Annotated in this window: 12 protein-coding genes; all 12 read right to left on the reverse strand. The window is 31.6% G+C overall.

Features of this window, described 5'->3' with window-relative positions; translation table 11 throughout:
* Positions 1-353: 353 nt before the first annotated feature.
* The 12 genes from OC535_RS06615 to OC535_RS06670 all read right to left on the reverse strand — a co-directional run bounded on the left by OC535_RS06615 (position 354) and on the right by OC535_RS06670 (position 18,120).
* Entirely contained in the window at positions 354-6,221 is a 5,868-nt protein-coding gene (locus tag OC535_RS06615; RefSeq protein ID WP_498823450.1) for a GH92 family glycosyl hydrolase, read from the reverse strand.
* A gap of 125 nt (positions 6,222-6,346) precedes the next feature.
* Positions 6,347-6,655, reverse strand: a complete 309-nt coding sequence (locus OC535_RS06620; RefSeq protein ID WP_227052054.1) for a PTS fructose-like transporter subunit IIB — start codon at positions 6,653-6,655, stop codon at positions 6,347-6,349.
* 17 nt (positions 6,656-6,672) lie between these two features.
* Positions 6,673-7,746, reverse strand: coding sequence for a PTS fructose transporter subunit EIIC (locus OC535_RS06625; RefSeq protein WP_227052056.1), 1,074 nt, complete (start codon positions 7,744-7,746; stop codon positions 6,673-6,675).
* A gap of 2 nt (positions 7,747-7,748) precedes the next feature.
* Positions 7,749-8,201 (reverse strand): PTS sugar transporter subunit IIA, encoded by a 453-nt coding sequence (locus OC535_RS06630; protein ID WP_024721395.1) that lies wholly within the window; start codon positions 8,199-8,201, stop codon positions 7,749-7,751.
* Between the two features lie 2 nt (positions 8,202-8,203).
* Positions 8,204-10,243 carry a PTS sugar transporter subunit IIA gene (locus OC535_RS06635; RefSeq protein ID WP_024721396.1) on the reverse strand — a complete coding sequence of 680 codons (2,040 nt, stop codon included), beginning with the start codon at positions 10,241-10,243 and terminating at the stop codon, positions 8,204-8,206.
* Between the two features lie 221 nt (positions 10,244-10,464).
* Positions 10,465-11,379: a thioredoxin-disulfide reductase gene (trxB, locus tag OC535_RS06640; protein ID WP_498823451.1), complete on the reverse strand. Its 915-nt coding sequence runs from the start codon at positions 11,377-11,379 to the stop codon at positions 10,465-10,467.
* Positions 11,380-11,553: 174 nt separating this feature from the next.
* Positions 11,554-11,937: a DUF956 family protein gene (locus OC535_RS06645; protein ID WP_024721397.1), complete on the reverse strand. Its 384-nt coding sequence runs from the start codon at positions 11,935-11,937 to the stop codon at positions 11,554-11,556.
* A 44-nt stretch (positions 11,938-11,981) separates the two neighbouring features.
* Positions 11,982-12,899 carry a PTS system mannose/fructose/sorbose family transporter subunit IID gene (locus tag OC535_RS06650; protein WP_498823452.1) on the reverse strand — a complete coding sequence of 306 codons (918 nt, stop codon included), beginning with the start codon at positions 12,897-12,899 and terminating at the stop codon, positions 11,982-11,984.
* Positions 12,900-12,922: 23 nt separating this feature from the next.
* Entirely contained in the window at positions 12,923-13,735 is an 813-nt protein-coding gene (locus tag OC535_RS06655; protein ID WP_227052065.1) for a PTS mannose/fructose/sorbose transporter subunit IIC, read from the reverse strand.
* A gap of 26 nt (positions 13,736-13,761) precedes the next feature.
* The gene (locus tag OC535_RS06660) at positions 13,762-14,751 is read right to left on the reverse strand and encodes a mannose/fructose/sorbose PTS transporter subunit IIA (RefSeq protein WP_024721400.1); all 990 of its coding nucleotides are present in this window, start codon (positions 14,749-14,751) and stop codon (positions 13,762-13,764) included.
* Between the two features lie 421 nt (positions 14,752-15,172).
* Complete coding sequence (locus OC535_RS06665) at positions 15,173-16,000, reverse strand: PRD domain-containing protein (protein WP_498823453.1); 828 nt, start codon at positions 15,998-16,000, stop codon at positions 15,173-15,175.
* Positions 16,001-16,020: 20 nt separating this feature from the next.
* Positions 16,021-18,120, reverse strand: coding sequence for a PTS sugar transporter subunit IIABC (locus OC535_RS06670; protein ID WP_227052066.1), 2,100 nt, complete (start codon positions 18,118-18,120; stop codon positions 16,021-16,023).
* Between the last annotated feature and the right edge of the window lie 11 nt (positions 18,121-18,131).

Consider the following 18,131-nt stretch of genomic DNA (forward strand, 5'->3'; position numbering starts at 1 on the left):
CTTTTCATTAAAAAAGGCACTAGCAATACAAAGCAAATATAAAAAGCAAAACTTTTTATAAATCTTAGTATAGCTAATGCCTGCCTTACCAGTTACACACTATATACAATCTTTACATTATTAATCATACTCTAGAAAGCGCTTTCTGTCAATTGACAAATATTAAATTTTAGGATTTTTTTATTTTTTTATCCACAATTTTTACAAAATTCTCTTGATTTTATAATTTAAATCATCATTCAATTCTTTAAAATATTACAAATTTTAATATAAAAAGCTATCTTCATGTTATAAATACTCATAACTGAATGATAGCTTTTCATTTATTGTGAGAGAAAATTATTTAACTATTATTAATTAGATTCTTTTCTTTTCTTATTTGCAACTAGTACAACTGAAGCAAGAGCTAATCCTGCAACTGGATATACAAAGTTTACTGTATCTCCTGTATTAATTGCACTTTCTTTTCCACCATCAACACTAGTTGAAATATTTGGTTTAATTACTTCAGCAGGTAGAGATGGTTTTACTTCTAATCCGGCAATAGCTGCTTCTATTGCTGCTTGTGCATTAGCAACTTCAGCTTCTGTTGCTTCTGGATTATCTAATACTGCTTGTACGTTGCTTAATGTTTCTTGCAATACATTCCATGATTCAGCTGTATAACTAGCTGCATTTAAACCTTGGGCTTTATTAATTAGGTCATTTAATAAGTCTTTATTTGGTTTTAATCTTAAGTCTAAGAAAGCTTTTACTAATTCTGTAAATACTTCATCAACTTCATCTTGCATTGCGTTTTCATCAGCTAATACATCATTTGCTTTTTCTAATACTGGCAACATTGCACTCCATGTTGATTCAATGTATTTACTTTCATCTAAACCATTGATTTGATCTACTTGTTTTTGTAATGCTGTTTTGTCACCTTTATAGAATTCTAACATATGCATTGCATTTGCTAGACGATCAAATGCGTTATTTACTTCTTCCTGAGTAGCTTTTTCATTGCTGTAAACTGCTTTAGCATTTTCTAATGCTTCATTGAATTCAGTTACTACTGCAGGCACTACATTTTCTAAATCTGCAGCTTCAGCCATATCAATAGCTATAGCTAATGCTGTCTTATTAGCTTTATCAATTAAAACTACTTCTACTTCAACACTATCATCTGGCATTACAAATGTACCAGTATAACCATTATCTGTCGCGCTTACTGTAATTGAAGTTCCGTTTACTTTAACATCTGTTAATACTTTTTTACTACTAATATCTGAAATATTGATAGTTACAACTTTTCCTGCTTTTGATGAATCAATTACATTACCTTCACTATCAGTAAATTCAACTTTTGCATTGTCACCTAAATTATCGCTTAGACTAATATCATAAGCTTTATCTTCTCCGAAAATTACTACGATATCATGAGCTTTATCTACATTTTCTAAAACGATTGTATTTGTTCCAGGAACAAAGTCAGCAACTGGTTCACCATCTACTGTCACAGCTACAGTTTTATAACCATCATTTGGTGCTACTTCTAATGTAAAGTTTTCACCATATTCAACATCAAAGTCACTTGTTACTAAAGAACCTTCACCTTCAACTGTAACGTTTTGAGTTAAGATCTTACTAAAATCAAAGTAATCAACATTAGCAACATATGCTTTATTTGCATCAACAGAATCATTTCCTACAAATGTAAAGTATACATCATGTAATCCTACAAATTGTTCTTGTACATCTTCTGGAATATCCACTGTTGTTGTAACATAATTACTCCATCCACCAGTATGAGTAGTACCTACTGTAAATAGTGCATCACCATCTCGAGAATCTAAGCGAACTTCGATTTCACCATTTTGACATCCATCACTATTTTGAACAGAATATCTTACTTCTAACTGATTTGGTGCTACTGCAAAGTCTACATCTCTATATCCAACCCATGTAGCCTTTTTAACTCCACCAATGTTAGGACCGTCATTTACAATACTGCTATGACTTGTATCATAAGTTTCTGCTTCAATTTTAGCTAAACCGTCTCTAATATTTGAAATACGATTTAAAATGTTTTGTAAAGCTGTATATTGAGCAACGATTTCATCTTGAGTAGCATCAGGATCATCAACTACTGCTTGTGCTGCTGCAATACCATCATTTAACAATTGTTTAACAGCTTCACCTAAATTTGTTTGATCTACTGCTTTAGCAGATTCAATTACTTTACTTAATAAATCTTTATCAATAGCTGAATAATCATTAGTATAACCAATTAATTCAACTTCTGATAATGTAGTTCCACCTTTTAGTGATAGTTTATAATATTGGTATCCATTTGTACCATCACTACTAAATGGACGAGTATATCTACCCCATTCAAATTCTACGTTTTCTCTACTTGAAAGTTCAGACCAAGTTTCACCATCATTTGATCCATATAATACAAATGAATCTGGTGCATCAGCTTGTTGATCTTTTGTAGATGTTAAAGTTAACATATTAACTTTAACTGGTCTAATAAAGCTATAATATAAATCAGTATCTTCAGTAAATGTTGCTGCATTATTTGAATTATTATCAAATAAATTAGTAATATTAGTAATTCCTTTTCCAGCAACTGTATCTCTGTTTACATTAGTACTGAAATCTTCTTGAACATTTAAATTTGCAACTGTTAAATCTTCTTGTGGGTTTGGTAAATCTGTTCCACTAGTAAGTGAAGTTCCTTCACCTTCAATTCCCCATTCTTTATTAGGTGTAGATCCCATATTAAATACGATTTCTCCACCATTAGTTAATGTTTCTGAAGAAATAAAACTTGAATTATAAGCTTCACCATTAACAGTCATTGATTGAATATAAACATTATCATCACTGTTATTGTTAGCTTTAATTGTCATTGTTTTACCATTTTCTAAGTGAATTGTTGCTTCTTCATATAATGGAGAACCAATTGCAAATTCACCACTACCCATATTTACTGGGAAGAATCCTAATGATGATAAAACTTGCCATCCACTCATTTCACCATTATCTTCATCACCTATATAACCTTGTCCAAAATCTGCACCAACATAACATCTATGTAATACATCTCGAACTAATGCTTGTGTTTTCCATGGTTGTTTAGCGTAATTATACATATAGATAATTCCGTGTGATGGTTGATTACTATGACCATATTGTCCTAGTTTAACTTCACGTGCTTCTCTTTGTTCATGAATACCACCAACTCCATCAACAGCGTTATAACCATTGTAAGTTCCTTTTGTTGTAAAGATAGTATCCATTCTTTCTCCTAAGGCTTCAGGTCCACCATATAGATTAGCTAAACCATTTCCATCTTGTGGTACTGTAACAGTCATGTTATATGCATCTGTTTCAGTGTAGTCTCCACCCCAGAATACTGGATCAAAACTATCTCCACTTGTCCATTCACCACTAGCATTTTTACCTTTAAACCATTTTTCAGTAGGATCGTCTGATGATCCATCAAATAATTTTACGTAGTTTAATGCTCTATTACGATAATAATCTGCTTCGTCTTGATAAGTTTGAGCTGCTTCATTATCTCCTGCTTCTAATGCTTCATCAGCAAGTCTTTGAGCCATTTGTGAAATTCCATAGTCATTGATATATCCTTCCATTGACCATGAGAATCCTTCACCAGTTGAATTAGTTGTATATCCTCTAAAGATAGAAGTTGTTAATTCAGCTCTACCACCTAAAGTAAGATTTTCAACATTAGCAACAGCAGCATTCTTTAACGAAGCTTTATAGGCATCTTCTAATTCGAAGTTTGCACCTTTAGCAGCTGCATCACCAAAGATAACATCTGAGCTAGTTCCTACCATTGAGTTAGTACCACCTGGTGCAACCCATCTTGGAACCCAGCCACCATCATTGTAATGTTCAACTAAACCGTTTAACATTTCTTCATATTTAGAAGGTGTTAATAATTGGTATCCAGCCCATGTTGTATGATATGTATCCCAGAAACCATTATTGTAATATAATTCACCCTCTTTAACTTCATTACTTACCGTACTCTTATATTCCCATACTGGATCTTCATTAGTTCCGGTATTTTCAGATAATAAGTTTGGATAAGCAAACATACGATATAAATTTGAATAAAGAGTTACTTTTTGTTCATGAGTAGCACCTTTAACAGTAATGACATCTAATTTGTCGTTCCATTCTTCACGTGCTTCGTTATAAACATCATCATAGTCTTTTCCACCTAATTCTAACTCTAAGTTCTTTTTAGCTTGTTCATAGCTGATGAAAGAAGTTGCAACTTTCATTTCTACAGTTTCAGCATCACCAAAGTTTAGAATTGCAGAATTTTGATTACTATTTCCATAGCGTTCACTTGTCCACTCAGTATCAAATTCACCATATACGTACATAGTTTTCATACCATTACTATTTGGATTTGATTGAGCAGTGAATGATTTTTTATCATCATTTAAAGTTACTTTTTTATCACTTCCACGGACAGTGTCTAAAATTACATTATGATATGTTGCATCTTCAGTAAATGTAAATTTAGTAGCTGAACCATGCATAGTTGGTGATAATTCTAATTTAGAACCTTGAGCATTTCCTTCATTAAATTCTACTGCATAATAATGAGCTTTTGCAGTTTCGTTTTCATGTGAGAAAACAGCTGCTCTTTCACTAGCGCCAATTGATCCTGTTCCATTAGGATCGATACTAGTGTTGATCATATATTCCCAGTTTCCACGATCTCCAACCCAATAACTTGGTTCATGACTTACTGTGATATGTTTCAATGTTCCAGTTGTTCCATTTTGTTGATATGTATATAACTTGTTATCACCGCTATTTGTTACTGGTGCCCAGAAATTAAAACCATGAGGCATCGTTACAAGTGGAGCAGTCAATCCACGAGAAAAATTAGCTGTATCGTTAGTTCCTCGTAAGATATTTACATATTCAGCTAAATTATCATCATCATAATCTTCTAATGCTTCTTCAAAGATTTTGATATCATCTAAATAATTTTTAAAATCTACATCTTCGTCTGCTTTATTGTCTTTGTTGTCATAAGCAACTAAAACTTCAGTAATCACTTTACCTCTTAGACTTGGATATTGACCTAAGCGTGCTGTAATTTTATTCCATTGATTAGTTAATAATGTACGTGAATCACCTTGTCCTTGTGGTGTTAACAAGTTTCCATTAGTATCATCAATACCAGCATCACTCAAATATGTTCCATCAGCAAATTTTAAATCTACTGCCATATTCATTTGAGTCCAGTTATAATCATATTCACTATCAACTAAACCTGGGAAAATCAAATAACTTAAAGCAGTATTTTCATCGATTGTAATATTCAAATCCTTATATAAAACATTCCATGAATGTGCTGCCTCTGTTCCTAAATGTGTTCCTGAAATTTCAAGAGCATATCCATCATCCCAACCTGCATTAGCTTTTTGATTCCATGCTTCAGTAGGTCCTGTTGAAATTTTAGTAACCATTGTTGGTTCTTGAACTTCTTCCTTTTCTTCTCCAGTTCCTAATAATAAATCAGCAAATTGTGTCATTTGACCGTTACCCTTATTTGCAGTTATCTCAATTTTATAATATTGATAAGCTACAGGATCAGAAATCATTATTTCTTTTGTTTCATAACGTTTTTCAAATGTTTGATCACTTTGTTGATCTATTACTGTCCATGTTTCACCATCAGTTGAACCATAAAAAGTCCATGTCTTAGGATCACGCTCTGGAGCATCGTTAGCAGATACTAAAGCATAGCGATCCAATGTTTTTGCTTCATCAAAAGCAAATTCAACACGTACTGGATTTTCAGTACTTGGAACATTATCATTAGTTAAAAACTTAGTTCCACTATCGCTATCAAATAACTTAATTTTTCTTTCAGCATCATTAAAATCATTACTTCCAGTAACAGTGCTAAGTACGACCGAAGTTGTAATATCACCTTTAATCTTTTCAGCTGGTACAAAACCTTTGATATTTTCACTACCCTTTGTTTCATCAACCGTACTTTCTAAAAATCCTGGTTCATCATTAAATGAAGTGTGCCAAAGAATCTCATCTTGTGTTAATTGATTTCTCTTTTCTACTGCTAATACATTAATTGGACATGCACTAATAACAGTTGAAACAGTAATCAATCCACTTGCAAGACATGAAAAAATTTGTTTCTTTTTCCCTTTCATATTTTCCTCCTTCTCTTATAACTCTTTACGTATTAACTTTAACACAATCGTTATACAGATAAAAGTTGTAAAATTTGTAACCTTTTTTTACAAAATTTGTCCATTTTAAATTAATAGCATTTCTATTAATCAAATGTTTTTTTAATTTTGACCATTAGTGGTCCCGCTTTTTTTATGATATCAGAAACACCCATTTGAACAACCTTTTTTCCCTTAAAGCGTTCCATCCCTTTAATTGCAACATCATTGACTAATACAACACAAGTTGCTTCTTGAATATCTTTTGCAGTTAACTCGTTTTCTACACCAGCACCTCCTTGAGTTTCAATTTTTACATCGATCCCTAAATTCTTTCCTGCCATCACTAATGCCTCGGCTGCCATATAAGTATGTGCTACACCAGAAGGACACGCAGTTACACCTACAACTTTCATTTTTTATACCTCCAATTTTATAACTCTGTAAATTCAATATCTAAATCATCTTCTATTTGAATTTCTTTATCATAATCTGTTATATCTTTATTATCCTTCTTCAAAAAATTTACCATTAACGCAGTTATTAAAGACCCGACTATTATCCCTAAAATATAACCCAGCCAGCCTTCTACAACTGGTAATACTATTAGTCCTCCCCAAGGAGCATGGTTCAATACTCCCATCAAAAAAGGAATTATATTCCCTATGGCTGCCCCAACTACAATCGAAGGAATTACTCGTAATGGATCATTAGCAGCAAAAGGAATTGCTCCTTCAGTAATCCCTACAGCACCCATAATAATAGCTGCTTTTCCAGCCTCTTTTTCCTCAGTATTATATTTTTTTGGTGCTAGTAATGTTGCTATTCCCATACCAATCGGAGGTGTACAAATAGCTACACCAACACCTCCCATCAAATACGGCAAAGTATCTACCTGTGTTTGTGCAAACAGCGTTGCAACTTTATTGACAGGTCCTCCCATATCAAATGCTGTCATAGCTCCTAATATAGCTGCTAAAGGGATTTTACCCGCACGATTTAATGTATTTAACCAATTAGTCAAACCATCCATAAGTAATGAGATAGGAGCACCAATTACCCAAACAATAATTCCTCCGGTAATCAAAGTCCCAAATAATGGATATAAAAATATTGATCCTAAAGATTTTAAAGAAATAGGCAATTTTATTTTCTTTAACGCCTTTACTACATATCCAGCAATAAATCCAGCTACTATTCCACCTAAAAAACCTGCACCGATTTGATCAGCAAGATATGCACCTATCATCCCTGGTGCCAATCCTGGTCTATCAGCGATTGAATATGCGATGTATCCACCTAATACTGATACAAATAATTGTAATCCCGCATTTCCAATCTTAGCCAGATCTCCTAACCATCCTATCCTTGGTGTCGCTGCTCCTTCAGGATTTAGCATAACTGCTAAAGAAAACAAAACACCTCCTGCAACAATAAATGGTATCATATGCGATGTTCCTGTTAATAAATGCTTTTTGATTGTTGAAACTTTTTCTTTGACTTCCATTATTATACCTCCAACCCTTCACATAACAATTTGTAAACCTCTTCTTTATCACTGGTTGTCAATTGATTCCTGAAGTCATCATGCATTAGTTTACGTGCCAATTTTGATAATATTTGCATATGTAAATTCTCATTATTATCTTTAGGAACTGCAATTAAAATAACAATATTTGCTACTTCTTTAGTTTTTTCGTTCCAAACAATCTCATTATTTAATCTCCCAAAGCAAACTGCTGGTTCAATTACATTATTCGTTCTTCCATGTGGTAAACCAATTTTGTACCCAATAGCTGTTGGAGCAATTCTCTCTCGATTTAATACATCTTGATAAAAATCGTATACCCCTGTAATTTTTTTTTGACCCTTTAATCTTTTTACTAATGTTAAAATCGCTTCATTTTTATCACATGTGTCAATATCAAAAACTATGCATTCTTTTTGAATAATTGAACTCACTCTTATATCACCTTCCTTTCACAGTTCAATAATATTTGATACGCTTCAAGCAAATCATTACATTCAGTTAATTGGGATATAACATCTGTATTTGTAATCATTCTTACCCACGTTATTATGGCAGGTATGTGTTCTTTTTTGTCTTTACTTGCTAAAACAAATACTAACTTAATTGTCTTATTTTTGAATTTTATTGGCTGTTTATTTATCAACAGGCTCATCGTGCTTTGTTTGATCGCTTCGTTACTTTCCCCGTGTAATAAAGCAAAACTTTCATCTGTCACAGAGTAGAAACCAAGATCTTCAATTCCTGCAAATATCTCATCAACATAGTTTTTATTGATAAGATCTTTTTGTAATAAAATGTCAGTACTAGCGTAGACAGATTCTTGCCAGCTCATTTTCTGATCTACCATTTTTATATTTTCGTATGTCAACAAATCACTTAGTTTATTTATTTTTTTTATGGTCTTCTTTTCTAATTGATTTCCTAACTCTTTTTGAATAACATCTAGAACTCTTAAGCGTTGATCATCTGTTAAAAAGTCTAGGTGTTGATTAATTGAATAATAATGAGCAAGAGTTGTTTTTCTTGGTATTCCTTTATTCCTCATATTAATAAAATCTTGTTGTGTTAAAATAGGATTAACACAAATCAACTCAATATCAACTGGTAATTTAACTGGAGAAGTAGAAACAACATAATCAATGTCACTCCATTTTTGATAACTATTTATTCTATATGTAGGTATAATATCTACTATTGTTACTTGAAATTCATTCATTAATGTTTCTTTTAACATCGTCGATGTTCCATAACCGAATCCACACACTAATAAAATATGTTTATACTCATTATCTTTTATTCTTTTCATACTAGCAATAAAATGAATTGCAAGATAAGTGATTTCTGTATCATTATTAATTTGATCAAGTAATTCGATTTCCTTAGTTACTGATAAAACTATTTCAAATACTTTGATATCACTATTTGATAAAATAGAAGTGATATTATCATTCAGCTTTATTCCTTGTTTTAATCGGGTAATCAAAGCAGACATATGATTCATTAATCCTTCAAAAAGAATTTTGTCTTTTTCAAATGGCAAGTCAATTTTTTCTGACATGAGTAAAATAAATTGTTTAGTTATTGTTTCTACCTGGATGATATCCATAGATTGCTCATATTTACCATATTTATTGGTATAGTTTAATAGTTGTACTAGAATTTTCTGTTCTTTTAATGTTAACTTTTTTTGTATAATATTTTCTAATTCATTTATTGATGCATCAAAAATCGTTAATTCAACAGGGTTTATATTTGTTTTTTCTAAAGGATGCGTTTTATTATTTATGATGTAAAACAATAAAATTAGAACATTAGCAACATACCATTTATATAGTTGATCTGTTAATAAACATTGCATACTATCTAATAGCTCGTCTATCCATTTTACAACATCTCTTAAACTAATAAAATTAAAAGATTTATTAATAATTTCTAGGATTTTCTCTTCAAATGCATTAATTAATACTTTATTCCCTGCAACTAAATCTACATATTTTTCAAATTCTTCAATCGTTAAATTAGTAATATTAATCTCATTTCCAATTAATTTAAAATATTGGTTATATTGAATATTAATATGTTTTTTCAATAATTGAGTTTCTAGTAAATCCAAATCTTTTTTTAATGTTGATCTAGAAACTTGGAGTTCTGAAGAAAGTTTATTTAATTTAACTTGTTGTGGATCTAAAAGCAATAATAATAAAATTAAAGATATTCGATTATCTTGAGTGTAAATAAATTCATCACCCTGTTCAAAATCATTTAATGATAATGTATCTGGAAATAACAAACGACCTTTTGGTAATTTTTGAATTACTGGTAATTTTTGAATTTCTAAAAAATCATTAATTTTTTCAATATCATACCGAATTAATCTTTCTTTAATATCTAATACTTTAGAAACATCTTTAAAAGTTGTATCTTTTTCGTTGTAAAGATAATGTATAATTCTCAGCATTCTCCCATTTATCATTTTTATTCCTCCCTGCACCGCCTCCCTTAATTATTATCATAACGAGAAAGGCTTTTAATTTGTAGATAGAAGTTTTGTAAGAATATTTTCCAACATTTAACACATTAGAACAATTTACTTAAATTTTTAATTTATATGTCGTATTTTTATTATAAGATTATTAGCAATATCTTTCTAGAGTAAATTATCAAACAAAATAAAAATATCCAGTATCTGGATATTTAATCTATCGATTCAATATAATTGGCAATTTGCTGTCCAGCAATAGCTCCATCATTGGTAGCTGTAACAACCTGCCGCAATATTTTTTTTCTAACATCTCCAGCTGCATAAAGACCTGTTATTTTAGTTTGCATTGTTTCATCAGTAATAATATAGCCATTATCATCGGTAATTCCTAAATCTCTTATAAATTCAGTGACTGGATCTAATCCAACAAATGGAAAAACTGCTTTCACTGCCAATTCGCTAAGTTCCCCTGTTTTACTATCTTCTAATACTAATTTATCAACTTTATTATCTTTAGCAATTAAATGATGTGGTTTCTTTAAAAAATGAATTTCAATTCTATCATTGTTAAAAACATGATTTTGAATAATCTTATCTGCCCGAAAAACATCACGTCGAACAATTAAATGAACACGATTAGCAAACTTTGTTAGATAGATAGCTTCTTCTAAGGCTGAATTACCGCCCCCAATAACCGCTACATCATCTCCTTTAAAAAATGGTCCATCACAAACAGCACAATAAGAAACTCCATGCCCTGTCAATTCTTCTTCTAATGGTATTCCCATTTTTCTTTCTTTCGTTCCTGTTGCAATCAAAACAGCTTTAGATTGATATGTTTTATCATTTGTAATAACTTCCTTATAATTTTGATGATCAACGATTTTAAGTACTTCACCATACTCTTGTTTTCCCCCAAAAGATAGGGCGTGTTCATACATTTCATAAGCTAATTCAGGTCCTGTTTTCTTTTTTTGACCAGGCCAATTTTCAATTTCCGCACTAACATTCAATTTTCCTCCAGGAGCTCCTGCATCTAACATCAACACTTCCAAACCAGCTCGTGAAGCATATAAACAAGCACTTAATCCTGCTGGACCAGCTCCAATAATTATTAAATCAATCATTCTAACACACTCCTTCTATAATAAAATAATTATTTTAATCTAAATTTATGATACCCTTAAATATACGCTTTACCCATATATTAATTATTGAGATTTTTATATAGTATAACATAATTTTTATGACAGATATATTATTATGCTTTATTATAAATAAATAGACTCTGAATCCAGAGTCTATTTATGTTTTTTTCTAGTAAAGAGTGCTTTGATTCCACGTTTAATAACTTGGAAAAAGCTTAATGAACGAACTAATTTCTCCGAAGCAATATATTTATTAACTGCTCGTAACAATGCTTTATTATCACGAGATGAAAATATAAAATTGCCATTATTCTTCGTAACAACTGCAAAGCGAGGAATCCATTTTCCTTTAAACATAACAGAGGCCATCACGTAGTTAACTTCTTTCCATGGGATTTGGATATAATCTTTAACATTTTTTTCATTATAGAATTCAAATGCTTTATCTCCTATCATAATCTTACCATAATTAGCAAGACCCAAATATGAAGTTGCTTTGATTGTAAAATCCACCTTGGTATTTAAAGATTGTACCATTGACTTCCTCCTCTACAGTTTATTTTTATCAAACTTTTTATATATTACATTACTCCAGCAAGACGAGCAAGAATACCTACGATAAATAAAGCTATGATAATAACGATTGGTGAAACTTTCTTTTTCAATAACCAGCAGCATAATAAAGTTAATAATAAAGCTGCTAATCCAGGAATAAGTTGATCTAAGTTTTGTTGTAAAGTAGTAACTTTTTCAACATTTAAACCAGTTGCACCTAAAGAACTATATTGTTCTAATGCAGATTTAATTCCTTCAGCTCCATCTTTGATAGTGCTCCAATCAATATATGCACCTTCAGATTGAGTTACAGTAGAGACAATTGGTGTAAATGAAATACTTACCCAACGTTGTACTAACGCACCGATGATGAACATACCAAGAATAGATGCACCTTCAGTAATTTTACCAAGTAAACCACCTGATAAATCTTGTGCGATTGAAGTACCAACTTTGTATCCGAATTCTTGTGTATACCATAAGAAAGCAACACGAATAATATTCCATACAAAGAAGAATAATAAAGGACCAACTACATTTCCGCTTAATGCAAGAGAAGCACCTAAAGCTCCTAAAATTGGACGAAGAGTGAACCAGAATACTGGATCCCCAACCCCTGCAAGAGGTCCCATCATACCAACTTTAACCCCTTGAATAGCTTGGTCATTGATATCAATACCATTAGCACGTTCTTCTTCTAATGCTAATGTAACCCCCATAACTGGAGCTGATACATAAGGATGTGTATTGTAGAATTCCATGTGTCTTTTTAATGCTGCAATACGATCATCTTTATTTGGATATAATCTTTTAATAGCTGGGATAATTGAATAACACCAACCACCATTTTGCATACGTTCATAGTTCCAAGAACCTTGAAGGAACTGATGACGCCAAGCAACTGACATACGATCTTTTTTAGTTAATTTAATTTTTTCTGCCATTGTTTCTTTCCTCCTTCAAGATTTTAATAATCATTTAAAATATCACCTAATGGATCACCAGAACCAGTTCCGCCTCCGTTAGATCCACCGTTTTCTTTTAATCCTAAGTAAACAAGTGCTAAAGCAACACCGATTGCACCTAAAGCGATCAATGTTAATTCACCAATTGCTGCTAATACGAAACCTAAAGCAAAGAATGGCCAAGTTTCTTTAGTAGACATCATGTTGATTACCATTGCATAACCTACAGCGGCAACCATTCCTCCACCTACTGTCATACCACCAGATAACCATGCTGGCATTTGGTTTAATGCATTAGTTACAGTTTCAGCTGGAACTACACATAATAATGCAGCAGGAATTGCGATACGAATACCTTGTAATAAGATTGCTAAAATTTGCCACATATCAATTGCATGCATATTTCCTTTTTCAGCAGCTGCATCCATGAAGTGTACCATTGGAATTGCAATAGTACGGCAGATCATTGTTAAGAATAATCCTGCTACTGATAGTGGAATAGCAACTGCAATTGCAGTAGAAATAGCTGTTTGTACATTAGTACTTCCACCTTGTAATCCTAATACCATGATAATTGCTGATGCTACAGAAGCTAATGCAGCATCTGGTGCAACAGCGGCACCAACGTTAGCCCATCCTAGAGCTATCATTTGAAGTGATCCACCTAACATAACACCTTCAGTTAAATGCCCACTTACTAATCCAATTAAAGTACACGCAACTATTGGTTGATGGAATTGGAATTCATCTACTACCCCTTCCATACCAGCCAATAGGGCAACTATAATAATTAAAATTATTGTAATAATATTCATTACAAACCCTCCTGTTTATTTCAATTTTAAGCATTTGCTAATTCAGCTTTTGCTTTTTTAAGAAGTGCATCAATATTTTCATTTGAATCTGTTGGTACTTTACGTACATTAAATGTAATACCTTTTGCTTTGATTTTTTCAATAGTTTCTACATCTTCTTTACCCATTGCAATCGCTTTGTTAACAACAACTTTTCCGATTGAGTGAGCCATTGAACCAATATTCAATTCTTTAATGTCTACTCCACCTTCAATTGCACGTAATGCATCTTGTGGAGTTTCGAATAATAACATTGCTTTAGTATTACCAAAACGTGGATCTTTAGCGACCTTGATCATTTTGTCAACAGGCACAACGTGAGCCTTAACTCCTGGTGGAGCTGCTTGTTCAATCATCTTCTTACGTAATTCATCACGTGCTACAGAATCTGATACAACAATAATACGATTTGGTTGTGTCATTTTTGTCCAAGTTGTAGCAACTTGTCCATGTAATAAACGAGTATCAACACGTGCCAAAACATATTTGATTTTTCCATCACCAATTACAGTTCCTTCTGGAATAGCACCTTGAGATTGTGTATTAGCTGCTGGTGCTGCTTTTGGTTTTTCAGGTTCTAATGATTCTGGACGAGTCTTAACTCCTTCTCTAGCCACACTTGTAATATGTGTAGCAATTTCATGAGCAGTTTCCATAGATAAGCGTGAAGCATATGTTTCAATCAACATTGGTAAATTTAAACCTGTTACGATTGCCCATTTGTCTTCATGTCCATCAATCAAACCATTAGCTTGATTAAATGGAGTTCCACCCCATAGATCAACCAAGAATAATACTTCATCTTGATTATCAAAAGTGGCAATTGCTTTTTCCATTTTTGCTCTAAGGTCATTTGGTCCTTCGCTTGGTTGTAGCGTTACAGCTTTGACATTCGCTTGTTCACCGAAAATCATAGATCCTGATTGCATGATTCCAGTAGCAAAGTCCCCATGACTAGCAAGAATAATTCCTACCATTATATTTTTCCTCCCTTTCTTTTAAATACTTAGTAATGTAAAAAAACAAGCACAACTATCCTAAAGAGATTATCATTTTTATTATTTATAAAACGCAAAAAAACCTCCTCTAAAAAATAGTTAATGCCTGCCTAACAGTTACACACTATAAAGTATTCAGTTTATGTAATAATAATATCATTTATAATTACACTCTGTCAAGAATTGATTTCCATCATTGATAAAAACATTAACTATTCGTCATTAATAATCGTTTTTAACACATAAATTATTCAGATTCTATCGTTATTAATTTTTATTTCAAAAAATTAATAATAAAAATTATTTTTAATTTAATAATATAAAATGATCATAAAACATAAAAAGTTAGCAATATTTAAGCTAACTTTTTTGATCAAATCATTTTATGATCATCTAAATATTAATAAATACTTGATAATATTCTTTCTAAATGTAACGCTAGATATCCAACTTCTGTATCTGGTAATTCTTTTTTTAGTACTTTAGATAAGGCATCACACATATTACAAGCTTGTTCATATGCAAAAGGAAATTTATCTTTAGTAAATTCACTTATATCCATTTGAAGTTTTTCATTAGAATTGACTCTTAAAATCAAAAACTTAATATGATTCATTAATCGTACATATGAGATTGATTGAACATCAATTACAATATTCAAATCTTTTTGTAATTTAACAATTCCCTCATGAATAACTCGTGTTGCTTCCATTGATTCAGCTACTTGATTAGAGGAAATTGCTGAATGAATATGCAATGTTATAAACCCCACCTCATCATCATTAATTACTTTAGATGTATACTTTTTAATTACCTCTTTACCTTTTAACGCCACTTCATATTCATCTGGAAATAGCAGTCTTATATCATTAATAAATGGATTTGATGGCATAATATTCTCTTCCATTCTTTTTATTGCAAAATAAATATGATCTGCTAAAGGTAATAAAATATCGTTATTAAATTTCTCAAATTTTTGAACTGCAAGCTTTATTATTTCAGAGGCTACTTCTAGAAAAATCGGATCAATATATTCCATTATTTCATCAGATTTTTTCTTGGCATTAAATCCTTTTTGCATAAGATACTTCTTTGCATTTCTGGGTATTTCAAAATGCTCATTTACTTTTTTTGCAAAACCAATACCTTTATACATTATAATAGCCTCTTCACTTCCATTAGTAGCTAAAATAGTATTATTATTCAATACCTTTATGACCTTATACATATTTCTCTTCCCTCGCTTAATTAATAACTTATCTTTAAAATAGTAACCCCTCTTTTTATTTCGCCATATTTTTTTTCAATATTATAATTACCTTCCATTTTTGTAATTACCAACAAGATATTTTCGCTCGTTGAATTTGACTTTATATATTCTATATCTGCATTCCACAATAAATCTCCTTTTTTTACTCTTTGATTTAATTTAACAAGAACTTCAAATCCAACTCCGTTTAATTTAACCGTATCTGTTCCAAAATGTAAAAGTAATTCACATCCATTATCCAATCCCAATCCAATAGCATGTTTGGTTGGGTATACCATTGTTATAACACCATCACAAGGAGATACAATCAAACCATGAAAAGGTTTGATCATTACCCCATCACCTAAAAGTTTATGTGAAAAAATTTGATCACAAGAATCTTCTATTGGCAAAACCTCACCATCTACAACATTGCCCAATTCTATATATGACTGATTATACACTATTTCTTGTTGATAATCATCTAATTCAACTGGTACATTTAATAAATATTCATCTAATTTGCTCTTTATTGATGAAGCTTTAGGACCATATATTATCTGAATTCCCTTACCTTGTACAACTATAGCTGCAGCTCCTGATTGTTTCAACAAACCTTCGTTTAACTTTTCACTATCTACAATCGTAGCCCGTAATCTTGTAATGCAACAATCTATCTCCGCAAAATTATCTCTTCCTCCTAATCCCCTAACAATAAGTTGTGACTGTTTATCAATTTCAACATTATTTATAGGTTTATTATCACCAATCTTATATTTCTTAAAAATAGATAATTTATTATTTTCATCTCTACCTGGTGTTTTTAAATCATATTTCTTAATTAAATATTTAAAACTAAAATAATATACTAAAAAATATACTATTCCAATTGGAATTATTAACATCCAATTTGTTTTACTGTTTCCCTGGAGCACACCAAAAGTAATAAAATCAATTAATCCTCCTGAAAAAGTTAACCCAATCGCAATATTAAACATATGTGCTATCATATAAGCACTTCCAGCTAACAATACCTGAATTCCAAAAAGTAAAGGTGCTGCAAATAAAAATGAAAATTCAATCGGTTCCGTGATTCCAGTTAAAATACTTGTCAAGGTAGCCGATAATAATAAACTTCCTATCGCTTTTTTAGACTCTGGCTTTGCACAGTGATACATTGCCAATGCAGCCCCCGGTAAGCCAAATATCATAAATATAAACTCGCCAGTAAAATATTTAGTCGCTTCACTACTAAAATGGATAGTATTAGGATCAGCTAATTGAGCAAAGAAAATATTTTGACCACCATGTACTAAAACCCCATTAACTACCATTGATCCACCTATAGCCGTTTGCCAGAATGGCAAATAAAAAACATGATGTAATCCAAAAGGAACTAAAAGTCGTTTAATAACACCATAAATAAAAGTACCAAAGTATCCAGATGTAGAAACAAATTTTCCTAAGACATATATGGAGTTTTGGATAAATGGCCATAGATAAAACATAAGTATACCAACAAATAAAAAAACTATTGTCGAAATAATAGGAATGAATCGCTCACCTTCAAAAAAAGACAATACACTGGGAAATTCTATGTTGTAGAATTTATTATGTAAAAAACTAACTCCCAATCCAACAATAATTCCACCAAAAACCCCCATTTCTAGTGATAGCATACCACAAACTGACGTTATCGTCCCGTTCAAAACAGTAGAATCAATGATTTGATCATCAAGAATGATTTCATTCAATGTTAGCATCCCATTTATCGTAGTATGCATTACAAAAAAAGCAATAATTGCCGAAAGAACTGCAACCTCCTTGGCTTTTTTTGCCATTCCTAAGGCAACTGCTGCAGCAAATATTAATGGTAAATTATTAAAAATGCCACTGCCCACTTTAGTTAAAATTACTAGAAAGTCATTTAAAAAAGTACCTTTCCCTAAAATTGCTTCTAAATGTAATGAAGCAATTGTCGTCTCATTGGTTAATGAGCTTCCTATTCCTGAAAATAATCCGGCAATCGGTAATACTGCAATTGGAAGCATAAAACTACGACCTATTCTTTGCAAAATACTAAATACTCTCGTTTTCATACTGTCCCCCA

Source organism: Clostridium sp. Marseille-Q5894, assembly GCF_946902305.1.
GTDB lineage: Bacteria > Bacillota_I > Bacilli_A > Erysipelotrichales > Coprobacillaceae > Thomasclavelia.

Bases quoted from the DNA above. Each gene is read 5' to 3' on its own strand.
- OC535_RS06615 (WP_498823450.1), bottom strand. From the start codon at position 6,221: ATGAAAGGGAAAAAGAAACAAATTTTTTCATGTCTTGCAAGTGGATTG.
- OC535_RS06620 (WP_227052054.1), bottom strand. From the start codon at position 6,655: ATGAAAGTTGTAGGTGTAACTGCGTGTCCTTCTGGTGTAGCACATACT.
- OC535_RS06625 (WP_227052056.1), bottom strand. From the start codon at position 7,746: ATGGAAGTCAAAGAAAAAGTTTCAACAATCAAAAAGCATTTATTAACA.
- OC535_RS06635 (WP_024721396.1), bottom strand. From the start codon at position 10,243: ATGATAAATGGGAGAATGCTGAGAATTATACATTATCTTTACAACGAA.
- trxB (WP_498823451.1), bottom strand. From the start codon at position 11,379: ATGATTGATTTAATAATTATTGGAGCTGGTCCAGCAGGATTAAGTGCT.
- OC535_RS06645 (WP_024721397.1), bottom strand. From the start codon at position 11,937: ATGGTACAATCTTTAAATACCAAGGTGGATTTTACAATCAAAGCAACT.
- OC535_RS06650 (WP_498823452.1), bottom strand. From the start codon at position 12,899: ATGGCAGAAAAAATTAAATTAACTAAAAAAGATCGTATGTCAGTTGCT.
- OC535_RS06655 (WP_227052065.1), bottom strand. From the start codon at position 13,735: ATGAATATTATTACAATAATTTTAATTATTATAGTTGCCCTATTGGCT.
- OC535_RS06660 (WP_024721400.1), bottom strand. From the start codon at position 14,751: ATGGTAGGAATTATTCTTGCTAGTCATGGGGACTTTGCTACTGGAATC.
- OC535_RS06665 (WP_498823453.1), bottom strand. From the start codon at position 16,000: ATGTATAAGGTCATAAAGGTATTGAATAATAATACTATTTTAGCTACT.
- OC535_RS06670 (WP_227052066.1), bottom strand. From the start codon at position 18,120: ATGAAAACGAGAGTATTTAGTATTTTGCAAAGAATAGGTCGTAGTTTT.